The sequence below is a fragment of the Halarchaeum grantii genome, from assembly GCF_014647455.2.
In the GTDB taxonomy this organism is placed as follows: Archaea; Halobacteriota; Halobacteria; order Halobacteriales; family Halobacteriaceae; genus Halarchaeum; species Halarchaeum grantii.
In genome coordinates this window covers 26,358-42,301 of the sequence record NZ_BMPF01000002.1, presented here as the reverse complement: position 1 = coordinate 42,301, position 15,944 = coordinate 26,358, and the positions used below count along the sequence as shown (strand labels likewise).

Sequence of the window (15,944 nt, the reverse complement as noted above, 5' to 3'; positions counted from 1 at the left end):
CGCGCGGCTCCGGCAAAAGCCTACGCGCCGCCCGCGCGGGCTGCCGCGACTCGAGCCGCCGCGTAGCCGGCGACGCCGAGCGCGAGCGCGCCGGCGACGGAGAGCCACGTGACGGTCGTGGGCGAGCCGATGGCGAGCTTCGCGACGACGTTCTGCGGGCTCTCCGGGAGGAGGCTCGCCGCGCCGAACGCCGCGAGCGCGCCGAAGGAGTAGACGAGTTGGGCCTCGCGGCGCTTCGGCGCGAGGAGCGCGGTGGCGATGCCGGCGCCGACGAGCACCGCGGAGACGGCGGCGACGAGGCCGAGCACGGCGACCGGGTGGCCGAGCGGCGTGCCGTTCAGCGCGAGGAACGCGAACCAGCAGGCGGCCTGCGCGGGCGCGATGGCGACGAACGCGAGCGCCTTCCCGTCGACGATGTCGGCGACGGAGAGCGGCGCGACCCGGAGCAGCTCGAACGTCCCGCGGTCGAGTTCCTCCGCGACGCTGTCGGCGGCGATGGAGCCGCTGATGAACGCCGGGAGGAAGGCGAGCACGGGCACGAGCACGGTGTAGGTGAACCCGAAGTATGGGTTGCCGCCGCGCTCCGGCGGGAGATCGAGGGGCTGTCTGTCGAGGCGGTCGGCGAGCTCCGCGCGGCGCTGGCGCTCGTAGTCGGTGAGCGCGTCCTTCAGTTGGGTGACGACGAGCGTCGTCTCGAAGGAGCCCTCGGGCGCGACGGCGTCGACGTGCGTCCGGCCGGACGGGGCGCGCTCCGCGACGACGTAGGCGTCCACGGTCCCCTCCTCGAAGGCGGCGCGCGCGAGTGCGGGGTTCTCGTACTCGATGGCGGTCCGCGCCCCGCCCGCGTCGACGACGGGCGCGAGGTCGCCGCTCGCGTTCCCGGCGACGCCCACGGTGACGACGTACGCGCCGGCGGTCGCGCCGGGCGCGTAGAGGCTGACGAGGCCGACGACGAGGAACGAGCTGAAGGCCGCGACGAAGAGCTGGATGGCGAGCGCGAGGACGATGGTCTTCTCGCGGCCGAGCGACGCGAGCTCCCGTCGCGCGACGACGAGGCGGCTATCCAAGGAGCACCACCACCGCGTAGTCGTAGGCGACGTGGAGGAGTATCGCCCCCGAGAGGCCGGCGGCGTACCAGCCCCACGAGCGCCGCGCGCCGAGCGCCGCGACGACGGCGGCGGCGACGTGGAGGGCGAGCGGCGCGAGGAAGAGCGCGGGGGAGCCGACGCCGAGTTCCGCGCTCCCGAAGGCGGCCCGCCCGACGGTGAGGTCGGGGAGGCCGACGAGACGCGTCAACAGGAGGAGCTTCTCGCCGAGGAAGAAGCCGACGCCCGAGGCGACGCCGACGGCGACTGCGATGCGGTCGCGGCGCTCGAAGCGCCCGCCAGCGAAGCCGGCGTACGCGGGGAGGCTCTTCGCGCCCTCCTCGATGACGGCGACGAGGGCGAGGAGCGCGGGGACGGCGAGCGCGCCGGGGACGACGAAGAGGACGGCGACGCTGAACAACTCGGCGACGAGGACGAACGGGATGAGGAGCGCGCTCCAGAGGCCGACGCGCCAGACGGACGACAGCGGCGCGGCGAGGGCGTCGAGCGCCTTCGCGGGGAGGCGTTTCTGCGTGAAGAGGTCCTCCTCGCGGTAGACGCCAGTGCCGAGCGCGTAGCAGACGGCGGCGGCGGTCCCCACGGGAACCGTCGAGAGGAGGAACCCGCCGAGGGCGACGGGGTCGCCCCGGACGTCGCGGACGACGACGGAGAGCGGCGAGATGGCGGCGATGGGGTGGACTTCGGTGAACACCGCCGGCACGAAGGCGTAGGCGGTGAGGCCGACACTGACGGCGACGGTGACGAAGGTGAGCTCCTTGTAGGAGCGCGCGAAGAGCGCGCCGAGGAACGTCACGCCGAGGAAGAGGCCGGCGAGCGGGAGGACGGCGAGGACGGCCGAGAGGCCGGCGCCGACGCCGAGCGCGATGACGGCGGTGATGGCGGCGGCACCACACAGATACGGGAGGGTCTTCCCGGCGACGATGTCGCCCCGGGAGGCGGGAGAGACGAGCAGCGGCTCCCCCCGTCGGCCGATGCGCTCGTCGATGACGCTGGAGCCGTAGGACTGGATGACGACGTTCAGGGGGAGGAGGAACGCGAACGCGAGCACGAGCGATTCGAGGGGGAACGGCGGGGAGAGGCCGCCCGGCGTCGTCGGGCGCACACCCGCACCCGAGCCGGCGTCGGGGAGCGTCGTCGCGGGCGCGCCGGCCGTGTCCGTCGTCGTCTCGCGGCCGGTGTCGCTCGTCGTGGCGTCCGCGCTCGTCGTGTCCATTCCCGTGGTCGCCCCGCCGTCCGCGACGGTCGTCGTGTCGCCGCCGGTGCCGTCCGCGACCGGCGTCGTCCCGCGCTCGACGTACGCGAGGTCGACGGTGACGGGGAACGCGGCGGCGGGGTCGTCGTCGAGCGCCATGCGGCGGTCGTTGTACGCGGCGACCGCGCTCCGGAAGTCGGCGAGCGCCGCGCGCCCCTTCTCGGTGTCGGCGACGCGGAACGCGCTCCCCGCAACCGCGACCTCGGCGCGGCCGCCCGCGACGGCCTCGCTTCCGGGCGGGACGGCGCGCAACTGGTCGTCGGCGGCGACGGGCGCGTAGTACGGACTCGACTCGGCGACGCTCACGCGATAGACGCCCTCGCCGGGCGCGGGCGGGGACGCGACGAGGGCGGGCGCGAGCGCGGCACACGAGAGGATGACGACGGCGAGGACGGCGGCGGTCCGCCGGTCGAGCGCGCCCGCGCCGCGCGTCACCTCCCAGCGCGCGATCCGCAGGGTCCTGCGCGGGCTCACGGCTCGCTCCCCGTGACGGCGAGGAAGACGTCCTCGAGCGTGGACTCGCGCGTCCGGACGTCCACGACGTCGCCGCCCGCCGCTCGCGCGCGCTCGCGGAGCGCGTCCATCCCCGCCATCGACTCGACGGTCGTTCGGTGGCGTCCCGGTTCGACCTCCTCGCTCCCCTCCAGTGCGACGTCCGTGAACACCCGGTACTCGACGCGGCCGTGTTCCTCGCGGATCTCCGCGAGCGTCCCTTGGGCGGCGATCTCTCCCGCCGAGAGGATGGCGACGCGGTCGCAGACGGATTCGACGTGGTGGAGGTCGTGCGCGCTGAAGACGACGGTCTTCCCGCGCTCGGCGAGCTCGCCGACGTACTCCACGACGACGTTCGTCGTCGTCGGGTCGAGGCCGGACGCGGGTTCGTCGTAGACGAGGACGTCCGGGTCGTTGACGAGCGAGCGCGCGATGGCGACCTTCCGCTTCATCCCCTTCGAGAAGTCGCCGACGGGCCGATCGCGGGCGTCGAGGGCGAGGCGGTCGAGCGTCGCGGCGATGCGCTCGTCCGCCGTCTCCCGGTCGACGCCGTAGAGATCCGCGAAGAAGCGCAGGTACGAGCGCGGCGTCATGTCCTCGTAGAGCGGGGACTCCTCGGGGAGGAACCCGAGGGTGTGGCGCATCTCGGGGTCCGTGGAGTCGTAGCCGTTCACGACGACGTCGCCCGCGGTCGGTTCGAGGAGGCCGGCGAGCGTCTTCAGGGTCGACGTCTTCCCGGCGCCGTTCGGGCCGACGAGGCCGAACACCTCGCCGTCGGCGACCTCGAAGTCGACGCCGCGAACGGCCTCAACGTCGCCGTAGGTCTTCCGGAGGCCGGAGACGGAGAGCACGCCCTAGCGCGTGGGCTCGACGCCCATGGTCGTTGCGGGGGCCTCGGTGCGTGAGTCGGCGTCGGACCGTGGGTCGTCCTCGGGGTGTGGGCGGGGACGCGACTGACGGACGTAGCGTCCCGGTCGAGCGCGACTACGACGGCGCGACGCTCGCCGGCCGCCGGGTCAGGTGAGCACGGTGGCGTCGTCCCCGAGGTCGTCGAGCCGGGTCTGTGCCCACGCGAGCGCGTCGGCGGTGTCGTTGACGAGGAGTTCGTCGACGCCGTGTGCGCCGTAGGCGAGAGCGGTGACCTGCCGGCCGTCGGCGAGGTCGAAGCGCGCGAAGTCGAAGCGGTAGTCGGCGGTGGTTTCGGCGACGGTGACGCGGCTGCTGTCGAGGACGCGCGTCGCCGTCTCGCTGTGGTCGGCGAGGAGCGCGTCGAGGGCGTCACCGTTCAGGTAGGCGTCGACGGTGAGGCCGTCCTCGATGCGGCGTGCGATGGCGTCGACGACGGTCGGGAGGACCATCGTGGCGTAGAGGTCGACGTGGACGGCGTCCTCGACGAAGTCGACGAACGCGGAGACGGGCTGGTGTGGCGCGCCCGCCGAGGCGGTGACGGTGGTGGCGCCGCGAACGACGTCGAGCGTGACCGGCGTGTCGGCGTCGAGATGGGCGAGGCCGTCGCAGCCGGTGAGCGAGTGCAGGTCGGTCTGGAAGGCGTCGTAGGCGGTGAGCGCGAGGCGACCGACGAGCGTGAGCGTGACGGTGCCGTCGCGACGCTCGACGGCGCACACGGATTCGAGGTCCCGAACGGCGCGGTCGACGGTGGAGCGCGAGACGCCGAGGTCGTCCGCCAGCTCGGCTTTGCTCGCGTTCGCGGCGGCGAGCGAGTGGAGGACCGGCGCGCGCTGAACGAGCAGTCGGGCGAAGCGCTCGGGGTCGCCGGTCATACGCCTTCGTGGTGTCGGGCCGCGTATAAATACTCGCTTGTGTCACGACCAGCCCCCGACAGTATATAAAAGACAGGCAGTTTTATTACGTACGACGAGTTGGTGGTTCCGCCCGCAGTACGTGAGTTAATACGGGTCGGCCACAATGGTACGCGTGCTGGTGCACACGCACCGGCTGTGCCTCTGAACTGCTCTCGGTCGCCATCCGGCGACCGATGGGCGTTCGTCGCGAGACGCCGCGTGCGACGGTGCTTCGGCGATTTTCACGGCCCCATCGAACGGCTCTGAGTCGCGGCTTCGTTCGCGAACGCGACCGGGCGCTCCGATACGGTGGTCCATCGGTCCTCCTCGCACTCCCTGGGTACGGCAAGCGACGGACGCCGACGACGCCTTCGGACGCGACGGGGACGCCCCCGTCGTCTCCCGCGTCGAGGTCGGCTATCGCTAGTCGGCGCTCGGTTCCACCCGGCGGTCGACCGACCAGAGATAGGCGGCCGCGCCGCCGCCGAGCGACGTCGTCAGGAGGAAGCCGCCGACGCGATGGACGGCGACGACGGCCGCAACCGTCGACGCGGGCACCGGGGTCGCGCCGGTGAGCAGGAGGACGTGGACGGCCTCGATAGCGCCGAGGCCACCCGGCGTCGGTGACGCGCTCGCTATCGTGCCGATGGGGATGACGAAGAGCGCGATGTAGATGGGGATGGCGGCGCCGAACGCCCGGAACGCCACCCAGAGCCCGACCGCTTGGCAGAGCCAGCCGGCCGCCGAGAAGCCGAGCGCGAGCGCGAGGCGTCGCGGGCTCGTCGCGATGCGCTCGATCGCGTGGAAGAACCCCTCGATGCGCGCCTTCACGCCCGCCGGCGTCGGGGGCGAGAGCCACGGGAGCGCGGCGTCGAGGCGCGCGAGGACGGGCGCGCTCGCGCCGAGGAGGGAGGCCTCGACCGTGTAGCGATAGCGCCAGCCGACCGCGAGGAGGGCGGGCGCGGCGATCGCGAGCACGAGCACGCCGGTCGCGACGGTTTCGAGGCGTCCGGTGAGCCCGACCTGCGTCGCGTAGTACGCGACGCCGAGGACGGCGAGCAGGATGGAGGGCACGAAGTTGAGCGCGTCCGTGCTCGCGATGGTGGCGAGGCCGCGCTCGTACTCGACGTCAGCGGTGTCGGAGATGAGGAGCGCGGTGATGGGTTCGCCGCCCGCTTGCCCGAACGGCGTGACGTTGTTCGCGAACGTCGCGGCCGCGTAGACGAGCAGCGAGTCGCGGACGGAGAGCGTCTGGCCGAGCGCGCCGAGGACGGTACGGAGGACGACCGTCCACGCGCAGAGCCACGCGACGGCCATCGCGCCGACGAGCGCGACGAGGCCGAGGTCCGCGTCGGCGAGCTCCGCGAACACCTCGGCGGCGCCGACGTACCAGAAGAGCCCCGCGAGCAGGAGCGCCGCCGCGAGGAACCCGACGCCGGCGGCCTGACGACGGTTGTCGAGCATGGCGGCTCTTGGGTGAACGGGGACGTGAACCCCACGGCTTCGTCCCGCCGTCGCTGATTTGCTATCGCGGTATCGTGTTTATCGGTGGGGTCACGTCGGCGCTCAGACGCGTTCGACGAGCGCCGGCCGGTCGTTCGCGGGGTCGTTCACCGCCCGGGAGACCGGGTGGGCGGAGACGTCGAGCGCGTTCTCGCGCTCCCGGACGTCGAGATCGCCGTCGAGCCAGCGCGTCTCCTCGGTGCGCGAGAGGACGACGGACTCGCGGTGGTGGTAGTCGGCGACGACGCCGGACGCCTCGGTGGTGAGGATCGCGAACGAGTGGACGGCGTCGGCCTCCTGGTCCGGTCCGCCGGCGTCCGCGAACTCCCCGAGGCCGGTCTGTTTCGTCTCGGGCTCGTAGCGCGCCCAGATGCCGGCCATCGCGAACGGCGCGCCGTCCGCGCGCGCGAAGAAGTAGGGCTGGTTCGTGCCGCCCTCCTCGCGCCACTCGTAGAAGCCGTCGCAGGGGACGAGGCAGCGCCGCGTCTCGACGCTCTCGGCGAACGTCGGCTTCTCGTGCGCCGTCTCGACGCGGGCGTTGATGGGGCCGGGGTCGGCGTCGCCCGCCCACGACGGCACGAGGCCCCACTGGAACGACTGGAGCACGCCGGGGTCGTCGTTCGTCACGACGGGGAGCGACTGGGAGGGCGCGGCGTTGTACGTCGGATCGTACTCCGCGACGGTGACGTCGAAGCGGTGGGCGAGCGTCTCCGAATCACTGAAGAGCGCGTAGCGGCCGCACATACGTCTCGATACGCGCGGAGCGCCTAAGCCTCGCCGGTCCGCTCGACTCGTTCGGACCGGGAGAGTATAGTGGATGCCGCGATACGAAAGACGAGGACTACGACCGGAGCGCCTCGACGGGGTTGCGGTTCGCGGCCTTCCACGCGGGGTAGAGGCCGCTGAGGAGGCTGGTGACGAACGCGAACGCGAACGCGGCACCGAAGTAGCCGAGGTTCGCGGCGCTGAACGTGAACAGCGGGTCGCCGAGGACGACCTGATTGATGACGAGGCCGGCGGCCATACTGAGGAGGACGCCGACGCCGCCGCCGACGATGCCGAGGAGGACGGCTTCGGCGAGCATGATGATGAGGACGTCGCGTTTCTGGTAGCCGACGGCGCGGAGGACGCCGATCTCTTGGCGGCGCTCGACGGCGCTCATCAGCATGACGTTGAGGATGCTGACGCCGGCGACGACGAGCGAGATGGAGCCGACGCCGATGAGGAAGGTGTTGACGACGCCGAAGACGTTCGATATCTGGCTCGTGAGCGACGCGTACTCGAAGACGCTGACGCGCTCTTGGCGGTCGTTCAGGCGCTCGCGGATGTTCTGTGCGGAGGCGTTCGCGGTGGCGGCGCTCTCCGCGCGGACGACGACCTGGTCGTAGCCCGCGTGGTCGACGGCGCTCGGCGGGACGACGAGGCCGCCCCCGGGATTCAGCGCGGTGATACCGCCCTGCGATTCGAGGACGGCCTTCACGCGATAGGTCTTCCCGTCGACGCTGAGCGAGTTCCCGGCGTGGACGTCGAGGCTGTCCGCGAGCGTCGACCCGACGAGGACGCCGCTACGCAGGGGCGAGGGGATGCGGCCGTCGCGCGCCTCGAACAGCCGCCCGGGGCGTTCGATCCCGTACAGCGCCACCGCCGTCCGCTGTCTGCCGTAGGTGACGACGCCGCGGTCCTGCTTGACGGGGACGACGGTCTCGGTGGTGACGGCGCGCTCGATGTCTCGGACGTCCCGGTCGCTGAGGTACCGCTCGCCGGTGTCGGCGGCGGGCGAGACGGTGACGTCGTTGCCGACGTCGCCGAGGTTCTGCGTGACCGAGTACTGGAGCGTCGTCCCGAACACACCTAAGGAAGCGATCGCGAGGACGCCGATGACGATGCCGAGCGCGGCGAGCGCGGAGCGGACCGGGGTGCGCGCGACGTTCCGGCGCGCCATCAGTAGCCACGGGAAGCGCTCGTAGAGCGGGTTCATCGCGTGAGTTCACCGTCCACGATCTCGACCGTGCGGTCCACGTACTCCTCGAGGAGTTCGTCGTGCGTGACGGCGATGACGGCGACGCCCTCCCCGCAGATGCGCTGGAACTCTTCGAGTATCTTCGTGCTCGTGGTCCGGTCGAGGTTCCCGGTGGGTTCGTCCGCGAGCACGAGACGCGGGTCGTTGATGAGCGAGCGCGCGATGGCGACGCGCTGTTTCTGCCCACCGGAGAGCTCGTCCGGGGTGTGGTCGAGGCGCTCACCGAGGCCGAACTGCGTGAGGAGGTCGGCGGCGCGCTCGGCGGTGTGGGGGTCGTGCTCGAGGAGTCGCGGCACTTCGACGTTCTCCTGTGCGGTGAGCGTCGGGATGAGGAAGAACTGCTGGAAGACGAAGCCGATGAAGCGCTTGCGGGTGCGGGTGCGCTCGCGCTCCTCGAGCGCGGTGGCGTCCTCGCCGGCGACGTAGAGGTCGCCGGCGGTCGGCTGGTCGAGGAGGCCGAGCATGTTGAGGAGCGTGGTCTTCCCGCTCCCGGACGGGCCGACGATGGAGACGAACTCGCCTTCCTCGACCGCGAAGTCGACGTCGACGAGGGCGTCGACGGTCTCGGGGCCGGACTCGTAGGTCTTCGTCAGGCCGCGGGTTTCGATGACGGCCACGAGCTACTCCCCGCGAGCGTAGTTCGTCCATCCGACGTAGACGGCGGCGGCGACGCCGGCGACGACGAGGAGGCCGACGAGACCGGGGACGAGCCAGCCGCCACCGCCGTCGCTCGATTCGGTGGGTTGGGTGGCGGGTCGGGCGTCGTCGATCGGCACCTCGACGGTGGTCGTCTGTCGCGCGCCGTCGGTGAGGTAGGTGACTTCGAGCGGGACGCTCGTCGCGTTCGCGCTCGTCGCCGCGTAGACGTCGAAGCTCACGAAGTCGCTCTCCGGGACGGTGCCGACGAAGTACTCCTTGCCGGGGTAGGCGGGCTGGACGCCCTCACCGGGGAGGACGCTGACGACGACGCTGTCGACGGCGCCGAGGCCGACGTTGCTCGCGCTCCCGGTGATGTGGAGGTCGCCGTTCTCCCGTTCGAGCGCGAGGCCGGTGAGTCGGATCTGCCCGGGGTTCGCGGCGACGGTGGCGTCCGCGCTCACGGTTCCGCTCCGGGTGTCGGGGCCGTAGTCGTAGCTGGCGACGACGCGGACGGGCGTCTCGCCGCTGAGGCCGCTCGCGTTCACGACGGCCGTCCGGGTCTCGCCGGCGGGAACGCTCGCGAGGGTGGCGCCGGTGACGGTGGCGCGCTCGCTCTCCCCGCGAATCGAGACGTCGCGCAGGGCGGCGTTCCCGAGGTTGGTGACGGCGACGCGGAGCGCGCTCCCGTCGCCGACGCGCTCGGTCGTGAGCGCGACGTCCTCGCGGAGCGGCGCGAACGTGACGGGGACGGTGTAGGTGGTTTCGCGGTCGGCGTCGCTCGTGCTGTAGTGGACGGTGGCACTGAGGTCGTGGACGCCCGCGTCGGCGGCGATGGCGTCGAAGGTGACCGTCTCGCTCGCGCCGGACTCGACGGTGGCGGCGACGCGCCGTGGTTGGACGACGCGCACGCCCTCGCCCGAGAGGGTGACGCGGACGTTCCTGACGGCGGTGTCGAGGCCGTTCGCGACGGTGACGTCGACGGGGGAGGCGGCGCCCGCGACGGCGTTCGGCACGTCCACGTCGACGGCGGGACCGCGTTCGCCGACGCGCACGACGACGGGGTACTTCACGGTCTTCTCCTCGCCGGTGTCGGTGGTGCCGTGCGCTTCGACGCGGAGGTGGTAGGTGCCCGCCGAGTCGAAGGTGGTGGTGAGCGGGACGCCGATTTCGCTGCCCGGTGCGAGCGTGCCGAGGTCGCCCGCGTACCCGCGAACGCGCCCGGCGTCGGTCAGGAGACGGACGTAGTCGATGCTGAAGCCCGACCCGCTCGACGCGAGGTTGCGGACGGTGGCGTCGACGGTGACGGTGTCGCCGGGCGCGGGCGACCCTGGCGTGACGGTCGCGTCCGTGATGGAGACGTAGGTCGCGCTCGCGCCGATGGCGGGCGCGACGGGCGCGACGAGAAGGGCGAGCAGGAGGGCGGCGACGACGGCGGTCCGCGAGCGCGAGCGGGTCATCGTCGCCCCCTCGCGTCGGGTGTGAACGCGCGTTCAATCATGTGCGTGACGTGACGCGCCAGCGCTAAAACGCTGCCGCCACCGGTCCGCGGGTCACAGCCGAAGGTACGAGGAGAGTTGGTAGAGCGCGTAGAGGCCGACGGGGACGAGCACCGAGATCGCGGCCTGCCGGACGTCGAGGTCGCGCGCGTGCTTCAGCGCGAACGTCCAGACGAACCCCGCCCAGAGGAGGAAGACGACGCCGACGGCGGTGGAAACGAGGAATATCGGGCGCTGTTGGAGCTGCTGGACGAACGCCTGATACTGCGAGGCGTCGCTCGGCGGCGTGAGCCCGCGGAGGCCGACGTAGGTGAGCGCGAGGCTGACGACCGAGCCGAGCAGCTGCGGGAGGTAGCCCCAGCCGACGTACGCGAGCGTCTTCTTCAGCGACCCCTCGCCGTCGAAGAGCGCGCTGAGGGCGAAGAAGACGACGGCGAGGACGCCCCAGATGAGGACGGTGCCGACGAAGGCACCGAGCGCGCCGACGACGCCGATGAAGGCGCCGACGCCTTGGGCGTCCTCGGGGAGGGCGCTCACCACGAGACTCGTCATCAGGTAGGCGGAGGCCGCGCCGACGACGCCGGTGGCGGCGACGAGGAGCGCGGGACGGAGGAGTCCCCACTCCTCGGCGTCCTCCTTCGCGGCGAAGAAGCCGTTCGGGTCGGTGAGGAGCCTGCGGACCGTCGAGTTGGAGGGCATGTGGGCGTCGGTTCGCCGGGTCGCCACTTGGCTCTTGTCCCGCGCACTCGCCACGGCTTTACGCCGCCCCGGCGTAGCGTCGCGCGTGCAGTTCGTGGGCTACCGGCCGAGCCGACCCGGGGACGACGCGGCGCTCCGCCTCGCGAGCGACGGCGACCTCACTCGCCTCATCCTCGAACCCGGCACCGACCTCGCGTACGCCCTCGGCGAGCGGCGCTGCGCGGGCACGATAACCGAGGGTCGCCACGTCGCCTGCGCGAACGCGGACGCGCCGTACTGTCGCGCGCACACCTCGACGTGGGTCTGCGCGAAGTGCACGGGCGAGTGCCTGAAGGACGAGATGGACTGCCACGAGGCGCACGCGGTCTACCTCGCGGGTTTCGCGCCCGAGACCGTGAAGGTCGGCGTGACGCGCGAGTGGCGCCTCGAGACCCGCCTGCGCGAGCAGGGCGCGGACGTCGCCGCACACCTTCGGACGGTCGAGAACGGCCGGATCGCCCGCGAGCTCGAGGCCGACATCGCGGCCGAGCACGGCATCCCCGACCGCGTGCGCGTCCCGACGAAGGTCGCGGGCCTCCACGAGTCGATGGACGAGGCGGTCTGGCGCGACGCCCTCGCCGACTTCGACCCCGTCGAGGTGCTCGAACTCGACTACGGGTTCGCCCTCGACAGCCAGCCCGTCCCCGAAGTGCTCGCGACCGGGACCGTTCGCGGCGTGCAGGGCCGCGTCTGCTGTCTCGAGCGCGCGGGCACGACGTACGCGGTCGACCTCCGGGACCTCGTCGGCCACGAGGCGCGCGCGGAGGCGAGCGGGCGCGACCTGCAGGCGAGCCTCGGCGCGTTCTCCTGACACCCCGAAAACACTTATCGCTGGCTCGTGATTCGCCGCCGTGAACGCAGAGAGAGCCCTCCTCGGCGGCGCCACCGCGCTCGTCGCGCTGTCGCTCGTCGCCGCCCTCGCCGTCCCCGGCGCGCTCGCGCCGCCCGACCGGGACCGCCCGCCCGCACGTATCGCGTACACGGAGATGACCGTCGCGCCGACCGCCGTCGCCGGCGACACCGTCACGCTCGGCGTGACGAACTACGTCACCCACGACGGCGGCCCCGCTCGGAACGTCACCGTGCTCACGCGCGCCATCGACCTCGAGAGCGGGTTCGTCGCGACGAGCGCCACCGCCTCGCTCGGCACGCTCACCACTGGGGGCGAGCGCGCCCCGACGGCGACACTCACCGTCGAGCGCTCGGGCGGCTACCGGATCGAGACGGTCGTCTACGAGAACGGCAGTCGAGTCGCGACCGGCCACCGCTCGGTGCGCGGCGTCGGCGCGCTCACGCCCGCGTACGCGCGGAGTCCGATCCGTTTCCACGAGTTCGCCGGCGGGGTCATCCCGACGGTCGCCGTCGCCGTCCGCGAAGCGGGCGACGAGCGCACGACGCTCGACGTCGCCGCGCACGTGACGAACACGGGCGGGGAGAGCGAGCCGGTCACGGTCGAGTACGTCGCGCGGCAGGCCGACTCGAACCTCGTCGCGGACCGCGCGAGCGTCGCCGTCTCGGACGTCGCGTCCGGGCACACCGTCACGCCGAACGCGACGCTCGCCGTCCCGAGCGACTACAACTACTACGTGGACGCGATCCTCCGAAAGGACGGCGTCATCGTCGACTCGACGACGGCCGCCGCGAACCTCGACCCGTCGCGCACCCTCAGCGTGAACGAAACCACCCGAGACGTCGAACTGGACGTCAGCGACTTCGAAACCGAGCGCGAGGGCGGAAAGCCGTCTCGGACGACCACCGAGACGAGCGGCGGGACGCCCGGCTTCGGCGTCCCCGCCGCGCTCGCCGCGCTCGCTGGCGTCGCCCTCCTCGCGCGGAGGTGGTCGGCGTGAGCGACCCCGCACGCGACCCGGACGAGCCGGCGGACGCCGTCGAACGCGTCGACGACGCGTCGGCGACGGGAGCCGACGACGGCGCGGAGCCGGCCGGTTCGACCGACTCGACCGGCCGCTCGCTTGTGCGCGTCGCGCGCTGGCTCGGCATCGCCATCGCGGGCGTGCTCGCGCTCGTCGCCGCCGTGAACCTCTACACGACCGTCGGCACGCTCATCGGGGTCTGGGCGAGCGCGCGCTACCAACCGCTCTTTCGTGCGGGCTTCGACGTCGTCGTCCTCCTCGTCGCCGCCGCCGTCGTCGCTCGGCTCGCGCGCGACGCGGACGCGTTCTCGTAGGCTCCCTCACTGGCCGGTGACACAGGGCTTTTCACACCGACACGTGAAAGACCGCGTATGGCAGACGACGACCACGAGAACGAGGGTACCGACGCCGACGCCGGCGAAGGAGACGAGGAGACGAAGTCCTTCCGCGAGCGCGTCGAGGAGATCCGCGAGCAGCGCGAGGAGCGCGAGGGCGACGAGGGCGACCGTCGCGAGGAGCTCCGCGAGCGCATGGGCGGCGAAGGCGGCCCCGGCGGGATGGGCGGCGGTGGCGGCCCCGGCGGTGCCGGCGGCAACCCGTTCGCGCAGATGATGGGCGGCATGATGGGCGGCGGTGGCGGCCCCGGCGGGATGGGCGGCGGTCCCGGCGGCCGCGGCGGCGAGGAGGAATCGGGCGCACAGAAGAAGATCGGCCGCGAGCTCGAACAGCTCCGCAAGGAGGTCGAGCGAACGAACAACAAGCTCGACCGCATCGCGAACGCGCTCGAGGACCGCGACTAATCGAGGACGCGGGCGTACGCCGTCTCTAAGCGGTCGATCGCCCGCGAAACGCTCACTTCTTCACGCCGCGTGACGCACGCCTCGGAGAGCGACGCCCGTTCGTCGAGCGCGCGCCGGATCGCGTCGCGGAACGCATCAACGTCGCCCACCGGGTAGTGGTAGCCGGTCTCGCCGTCGTCGACCGTCTCGACGAGCGCGCCGGCGTCCGCGCCGACGACCGGCGTCCCGCAGGCGTTCGCCTCCAGCGCGACGAGGCCCTCGGTCTCGACGGGGCTCGGGAACGCGAAGACGTCGAGCGCGCTGTAGAACGCCGGGAGCTCCTCGCGGTCGAGGAAGCCGAGGAAGCGCGCGTCGACGTCACGCTCGCGGGCGCGGGCTTCCAGGTCGTCGCGCGCGGGGCCGTCCCCGCCGACGACGAGCGTCGCGTCGAGCCCCGCGACGGCGTCCACGAGGTCGTGCAGGCGCTTCTCGTAGCCGTGGCGGCCCGTGTAGCCGACGAGCGGGCCGTCGCCGAGGCCGTGGCGCTCGCGGAACGCTGCGCTCTCCGTCGGCGCGAAGAACTCGACGTCCACGCCGTTCGAGAGCGCCTCGACGGGCGTGGTGACGCCGAGGTCGCGGACGTGTGCGCAGGTTCGCTCGCTCGGCGCGAGCACGAGGTCCGCCCGGTCGAGGAAGGACCGCTCCCAGCGCTCGCTCGCGCGTTCGAGGGGCGCGACGAGCGCGTCCGGCGCGAGGTACTCGACGTACTCGCTCGTCGGCGTGTGGTAGGAGACGACGAACGGCGCGTCCTGACGGCGGGCGTAGCGGTAGCCCGCGAGCCCGACCGCGAACGGCGAGTGGGCGTGGACGACGTCCGGGGTGACGACGCCGCGCGGCGTGTGCGGGAGCGCGAGGCGATAGCCCTCGTAGAAGGGGAAGTCGAGGCTGGCCACGGGATGCTCGCCGGGGTCGGGCTCGTAGTCCGCGTCCGGGTAGACGACGTCCATCCGACCGCCGCGGGCCTGCCAGCGCTCGCGCCACGTCCGCACCGTGTAGGTCGCGCCGTTGACCGTCGGGAGGTAGGTGTCCGTGAACGCCGCGACGCGTGGCTGCATACGCCCGACTGTGGCGCGCGGGCCTATCCGTCCATCGGTTCGGTCGACTCGGGCGGCACCTCCCCGTTCAACAGCGCCCGGTAGACGTCCGTGAGGCGCTCGCCGACGCGCGCGAGCGAGTGCTCGTTCGCCGTCTCGCGCGCGTTCGCCCCGAGGCGCTCGCGCAGTTCGGGTTCGGCGGCGAGTCGCTCGAGGGCGTCGCGGAACTCCGCTTCGGTCTCGCACTTCAGGCAGTCGTGGCCGTCCTCGAAGAACTCCTCGAAGACCGGGATGTCCCGGAGCACGACCGGCTTCCCGGTCGCCATCGCCTCGAGGACGGCGATCCCCTGGTTCTCGTTCTTCGTCGGGAAGCAGTAGACGTCGCCCGCGCCGAACGCCATCCGCTTGTCCTCGACGAACCCCGTGAACGTCACGTTCTCCGGGGGGTTTTGCGTCCACTTCGTGACCTCGGCGCTCGCCGCCGCGCCCGTCTCGTAGTGGCCGAACCACGCGAAGTCGTAGTCGGTGCGCTCCGCGAGTCGGCAGAACGTCGAGAGGCCCTTGCGCTCGAAGACCTCGCCGACGGAGAAGACCACCATCCCCTCGAGGTCGAAGCGCTCGCGCGTCTCCTCGCGGAACGACTCGTACCCCTCGAGGCTCTCGACGTCCACGCCGTTCGACACCGTGCGTATCGGGGCGTCGACGGGGTAGGACTCGAGGACCGAGCGCGTGTAGTCGCTCGGGCAGAGCACGACGTCCGCCTGCGCGTAGAAGCGCTTCAGGTAGGCCTTCAGCGCGGGGACGGCGCGCTCGGAGTACCGGAACGAGCCCGCGAAGTCCTCGCCCGTCGTGTGCGCGTGGAGGACGAGCGGGACGTCCTCGCGTTTCGCGTGCCGGGCGACCGCGAGCGACCCGGGGCCGATGGTGTTGCAGTGCGCGACGTCGTAGTCGTCGAAGTAGCCCAGCCCCGCGAACGCGGTGCCGAGCGAACGCACCGGATCGCCCGCGCGCCACGGCGACTCGGCGACGTCAACCCCCTGCCTGCGGAGGGCTTTGCGCTGCTGGCGGGTCGCCGTGACGATGCCGCCGCGCAGGCGGTCCTCGAATTCGAGGTAGTCGAGGGTGCGCATACGGTGTGGTGCGGGGCGG

General features: G+C 72.2%; 16 protein-coding genes. 4 read left to right on the top strand and 12 right to left on the bottom strand.

The window, feature by feature from the left end; genetic code table 11:
* Positions 1 to 20: 20 nt before the first annotated feature.
* From IEY12_RS06420 to IEY12_RS06375, 10 genes are all read right to left on the bottom strand, one after another.
* Positions 21 to 1,067 (bottom strand): ABC transporter permease, encoded by a 1,047-nt coding sequence (locus IEY12_RS06420; protein ID WP_188880541.1) that lies wholly within the window; start codon positions 1,065 to 1,067, stop codon positions 21 to 23.
* Positions 1,060 to 2,832 (bottom strand): ABC transporter permease family protein, encoded by a 1,773-nt coding sequence (locus tag IEY12_RS06415; RefSeq protein WP_188880518.1) that lies wholly within the window; start codon positions 2,830 to 2,832, stop codon positions 1,060 to 1,062. The genes IEY12_RS06420 and IEY12_RS06415 overlap by 8 nt, the downstream gene beginning before the upstream one ends.
* Positions 2,829 to 3,701, bottom strand: a complete 873-nt coding sequence (locus IEY12_RS06410; protein ID WP_188880495.1) for an ABC transporter ATP-binding protein — start codon at positions 3,699 to 3,701, stop codon at positions 2,829 to 2,831. The genes IEY12_RS06415 and IEY12_RS06410 overlap by 4 nt, the downstream gene beginning before the upstream one ends.
* A 165-nt stretch (positions 3,702 to 3,866) precedes the next feature.
* The gene (locus IEY12_RS06405) at positions 3,867 to 4,631 is read right to left on the bottom strand and encodes a helix-turn-helix transcriptional regulator (RefSeq protein WP_188880490.1); all 765 of its coding nucleotides are present in this window, start codon (positions 4,629 to 4,631) and stop codon (positions 3,867 to 3,869) included.
* A gap of 444 nt (positions 4,632 to 5,075) precedes the next feature.
* Positions 5,076 to 6,116: a lysylphosphatidylglycerol synthase transmembrane domain-containing protein gene (locus tag IEY12_RS06400; RefSeq protein ID WP_188880485.1), complete on the bottom strand. Its 1,041-nt coding sequence runs from the start codon at positions 6,114 to 6,116 to the stop codon at positions 5,076 to 5,078.
* Between the two features lie 102 nt (positions 6,117 to 6,218).
* Complete coding sequence (locus tag IEY12_RS06395) at positions 6,219 to 6,899, bottom strand: SOS response-associated peptidase (RefSeq protein WP_188880474.1); 681 nt, start codon at positions 6,897 to 6,899, stop codon at positions 6,219 to 6,221.
* A 97-nt stretch (positions 6,900 to 6,996) separates the two neighbouring features.
* Positions 6,997 to 8,133 (bottom strand): ABC transporter permease, encoded by a 1,137-nt coding sequence (locus IEY12_RS06390; RefSeq protein ID WP_188880470.1) that lies wholly within the window; start codon positions 8,131 to 8,133, stop codon positions 6,997 to 6,999.
* Positions 8,130 to 8,792 (bottom strand): ABC transporter ATP-binding protein, encoded by a 663-nt coding sequence (locus tag IEY12_RS06385; protein WP_188880452.1) that lies wholly within the window; start codon positions 8,790 to 8,792, stop codon positions 8,130 to 8,132. Before IEY12_RS06385 ends, IEY12_RS06390 begins: the two co-directional genes overlap by 4 nt.
* A gap of 3 nt (positions 8,793 to 8,795) precedes the next feature.
* Entirely contained in the window at positions 8,796 to 10,271 is a 1,476-nt protein-coding gene (locus IEY12_RS06380; protein ID WP_188880447.1) for a COG1361 family protein, read from the bottom strand.
* Between the two features lie 93 nt (positions 10,272 to 10,364).
* A complete protein-coding gene (locus IEY12_RS06375; protein ID WP_188880445.1) occupies positions 10,365 to 11,009 on the bottom strand; it encodes a Yip1 family protein in 645 nt (214 codons plus the stop codon).
* Positions 11,010 to 11,094: 85 nt separating this feature from the next.
* Here IEY12_RS06375 and IEY12_RS06370 point away from each other — a divergent pair, with 85 nt between their 5' ends.
* Genes IEY12_RS06370 through IEY12_RS06355 form a run of 4 tightly spaced genes read left to right on the top strand, consistent with a single transcriptional unit; the run spans position 11,095 to position 13,722 of the window.
* Positions 11,095 to 11,859: a DUF2797 domain-containing protein gene (locus tag IEY12_RS06370; RefSeq protein ID WP_229871016.1), complete on the top strand. Its 765-nt coding sequence runs from the start codon at positions 11,095 to 11,097 to the stop codon at positions 11,857 to 11,859.
* 40 nt (positions 11,860 to 11,899) lie between these two features.
* A complete protein-coding gene (locus tag IEY12_RS06365) occupies positions 11,900 to 12,898 on the top strand; it encodes a DUF7490 domain-containing protein (RefSeq protein ID WP_188880436.1) in 999 nt (332 codons plus the stop codon).
* Entirely contained in the window at positions 12,895 to 13,236 is a 342-nt protein-coding gene (locus tag IEY12_RS06360; RefSeq protein ID WP_188880407.1) for a DUF8060 family membrane protein, read from the top strand. The genes IEY12_RS06365 and IEY12_RS06360 overlap by 4 nt, the downstream gene beginning before the upstream one ends.
* A gap of 57 nt (positions 13,237 to 13,293) precedes the next feature.
* Positions 13,294 to 13,722 carry a hypothetical protein gene (locus IEY12_RS06355; RefSeq protein WP_188880406.1) on the top strand — a complete coding sequence of 143 codons (429 nt, stop codon included), beginning with the start codon at positions 13,294 to 13,296 and terminating at the stop codon, positions 13,720 to 13,722.
* On the opposite strand, the gene IEY12_RS06350 is transcribed toward IEY12_RS06355, so the two are convergent.
* Together IEY12_RS06350 and IEY12_RS06345 are read right to left on the bottom strand one after the other, a co-directional pair.
* The gene (locus tag IEY12_RS06350; protein WP_188880405.1) at positions 13,719 to 14,816 is read right to left on the bottom strand and encodes a glycosyltransferase; all 1,098 of its coding nucleotides are present in this window, start codon (positions 14,814 to 14,816) and stop codon (positions 13,719 to 13,721) included. The genes IEY12_RS06355 and IEY12_RS06350 overlap by 4 nt on opposite strands.
* 23 nt (positions 14,817 to 14,839) lie before the next feature.
* The gene (locus IEY12_RS06345; RefSeq protein WP_188880404.1) at positions 14,840 to 15,925 is read right to left on the bottom strand and encodes a glycosyltransferase family 4 protein; all 1,086 of its coding nucleotides are present in this window, start codon (positions 15,923 to 15,925) and stop codon (positions 14,840 to 14,842) included.
* Positions 15,926 to 15,944 lie beyond the last annotated feature (19 nt).

Bases quoted from the DNA above. Each gene is read 5' to 3' on its own strand.
- IEY12_RS06375 (WP_188880445.1), bottom strand. From the start codon at position 11,009: ATGCCCTCCAACTCGACGGTCCGCAGGCTCCTCACCGACCCGAACGGC.
- IEY12_RS06355 (WP_188880406.1), top strand. From the start codon at position 13,294: ATGGCAGACGACGACCACGAGAACGAGGGTACCGACGCCGACGCCGGC.
- IEY12_RS06400 (WP_188880485.1), bottom strand. From the start codon at position 6,116: ATGCTCGACAACCGTCGTCAGGCCGCCGGCGTCGGGTTCCTCGCGGCG.
- IEY12_RS06350 (WP_188880405.1), bottom strand. From the start codon at position 14,816: ATGCAGCCACGCGTCGCGGCGTTCACGGACACCTACCTCCCGACGGTC.
- IEY12_RS06405 (WP_188880490.1), bottom strand. From the start codon at position 4,631: ATGACCGGCGACCCCGAGCGCTTCGCCCGACTGCTCGTTCAGCGCGCG.
- IEY12_RS06345 (WP_188880404.1), bottom strand. From the start codon at position 15,925: ATGCGCACCCTCGACTACCTCGAATTCGAGGACCGCCTGCGCGGCGGC.
- IEY12_RS06390 (WP_188880470.1), bottom strand. From the start codon at position 8,133: ATGAACCCGCTCTACGAGCGCTTCCCGTGGCTACTGATGGCGCGCCGG.
- IEY12_RS06380 (WP_188880447.1), bottom strand. From the start codon at position 10,271: ATGACCCGCTCGCGCTCGCGGACCGCCGTCGTCGCCGCCCTCCTGCTC.
- IEY12_RS06395 (WP_188880474.1), bottom strand. From the start codon at position 6,899: ATGTGCGGCCGCTACGCGCTCTTCAGTGATTCGGAGACGCTCGCCCAC.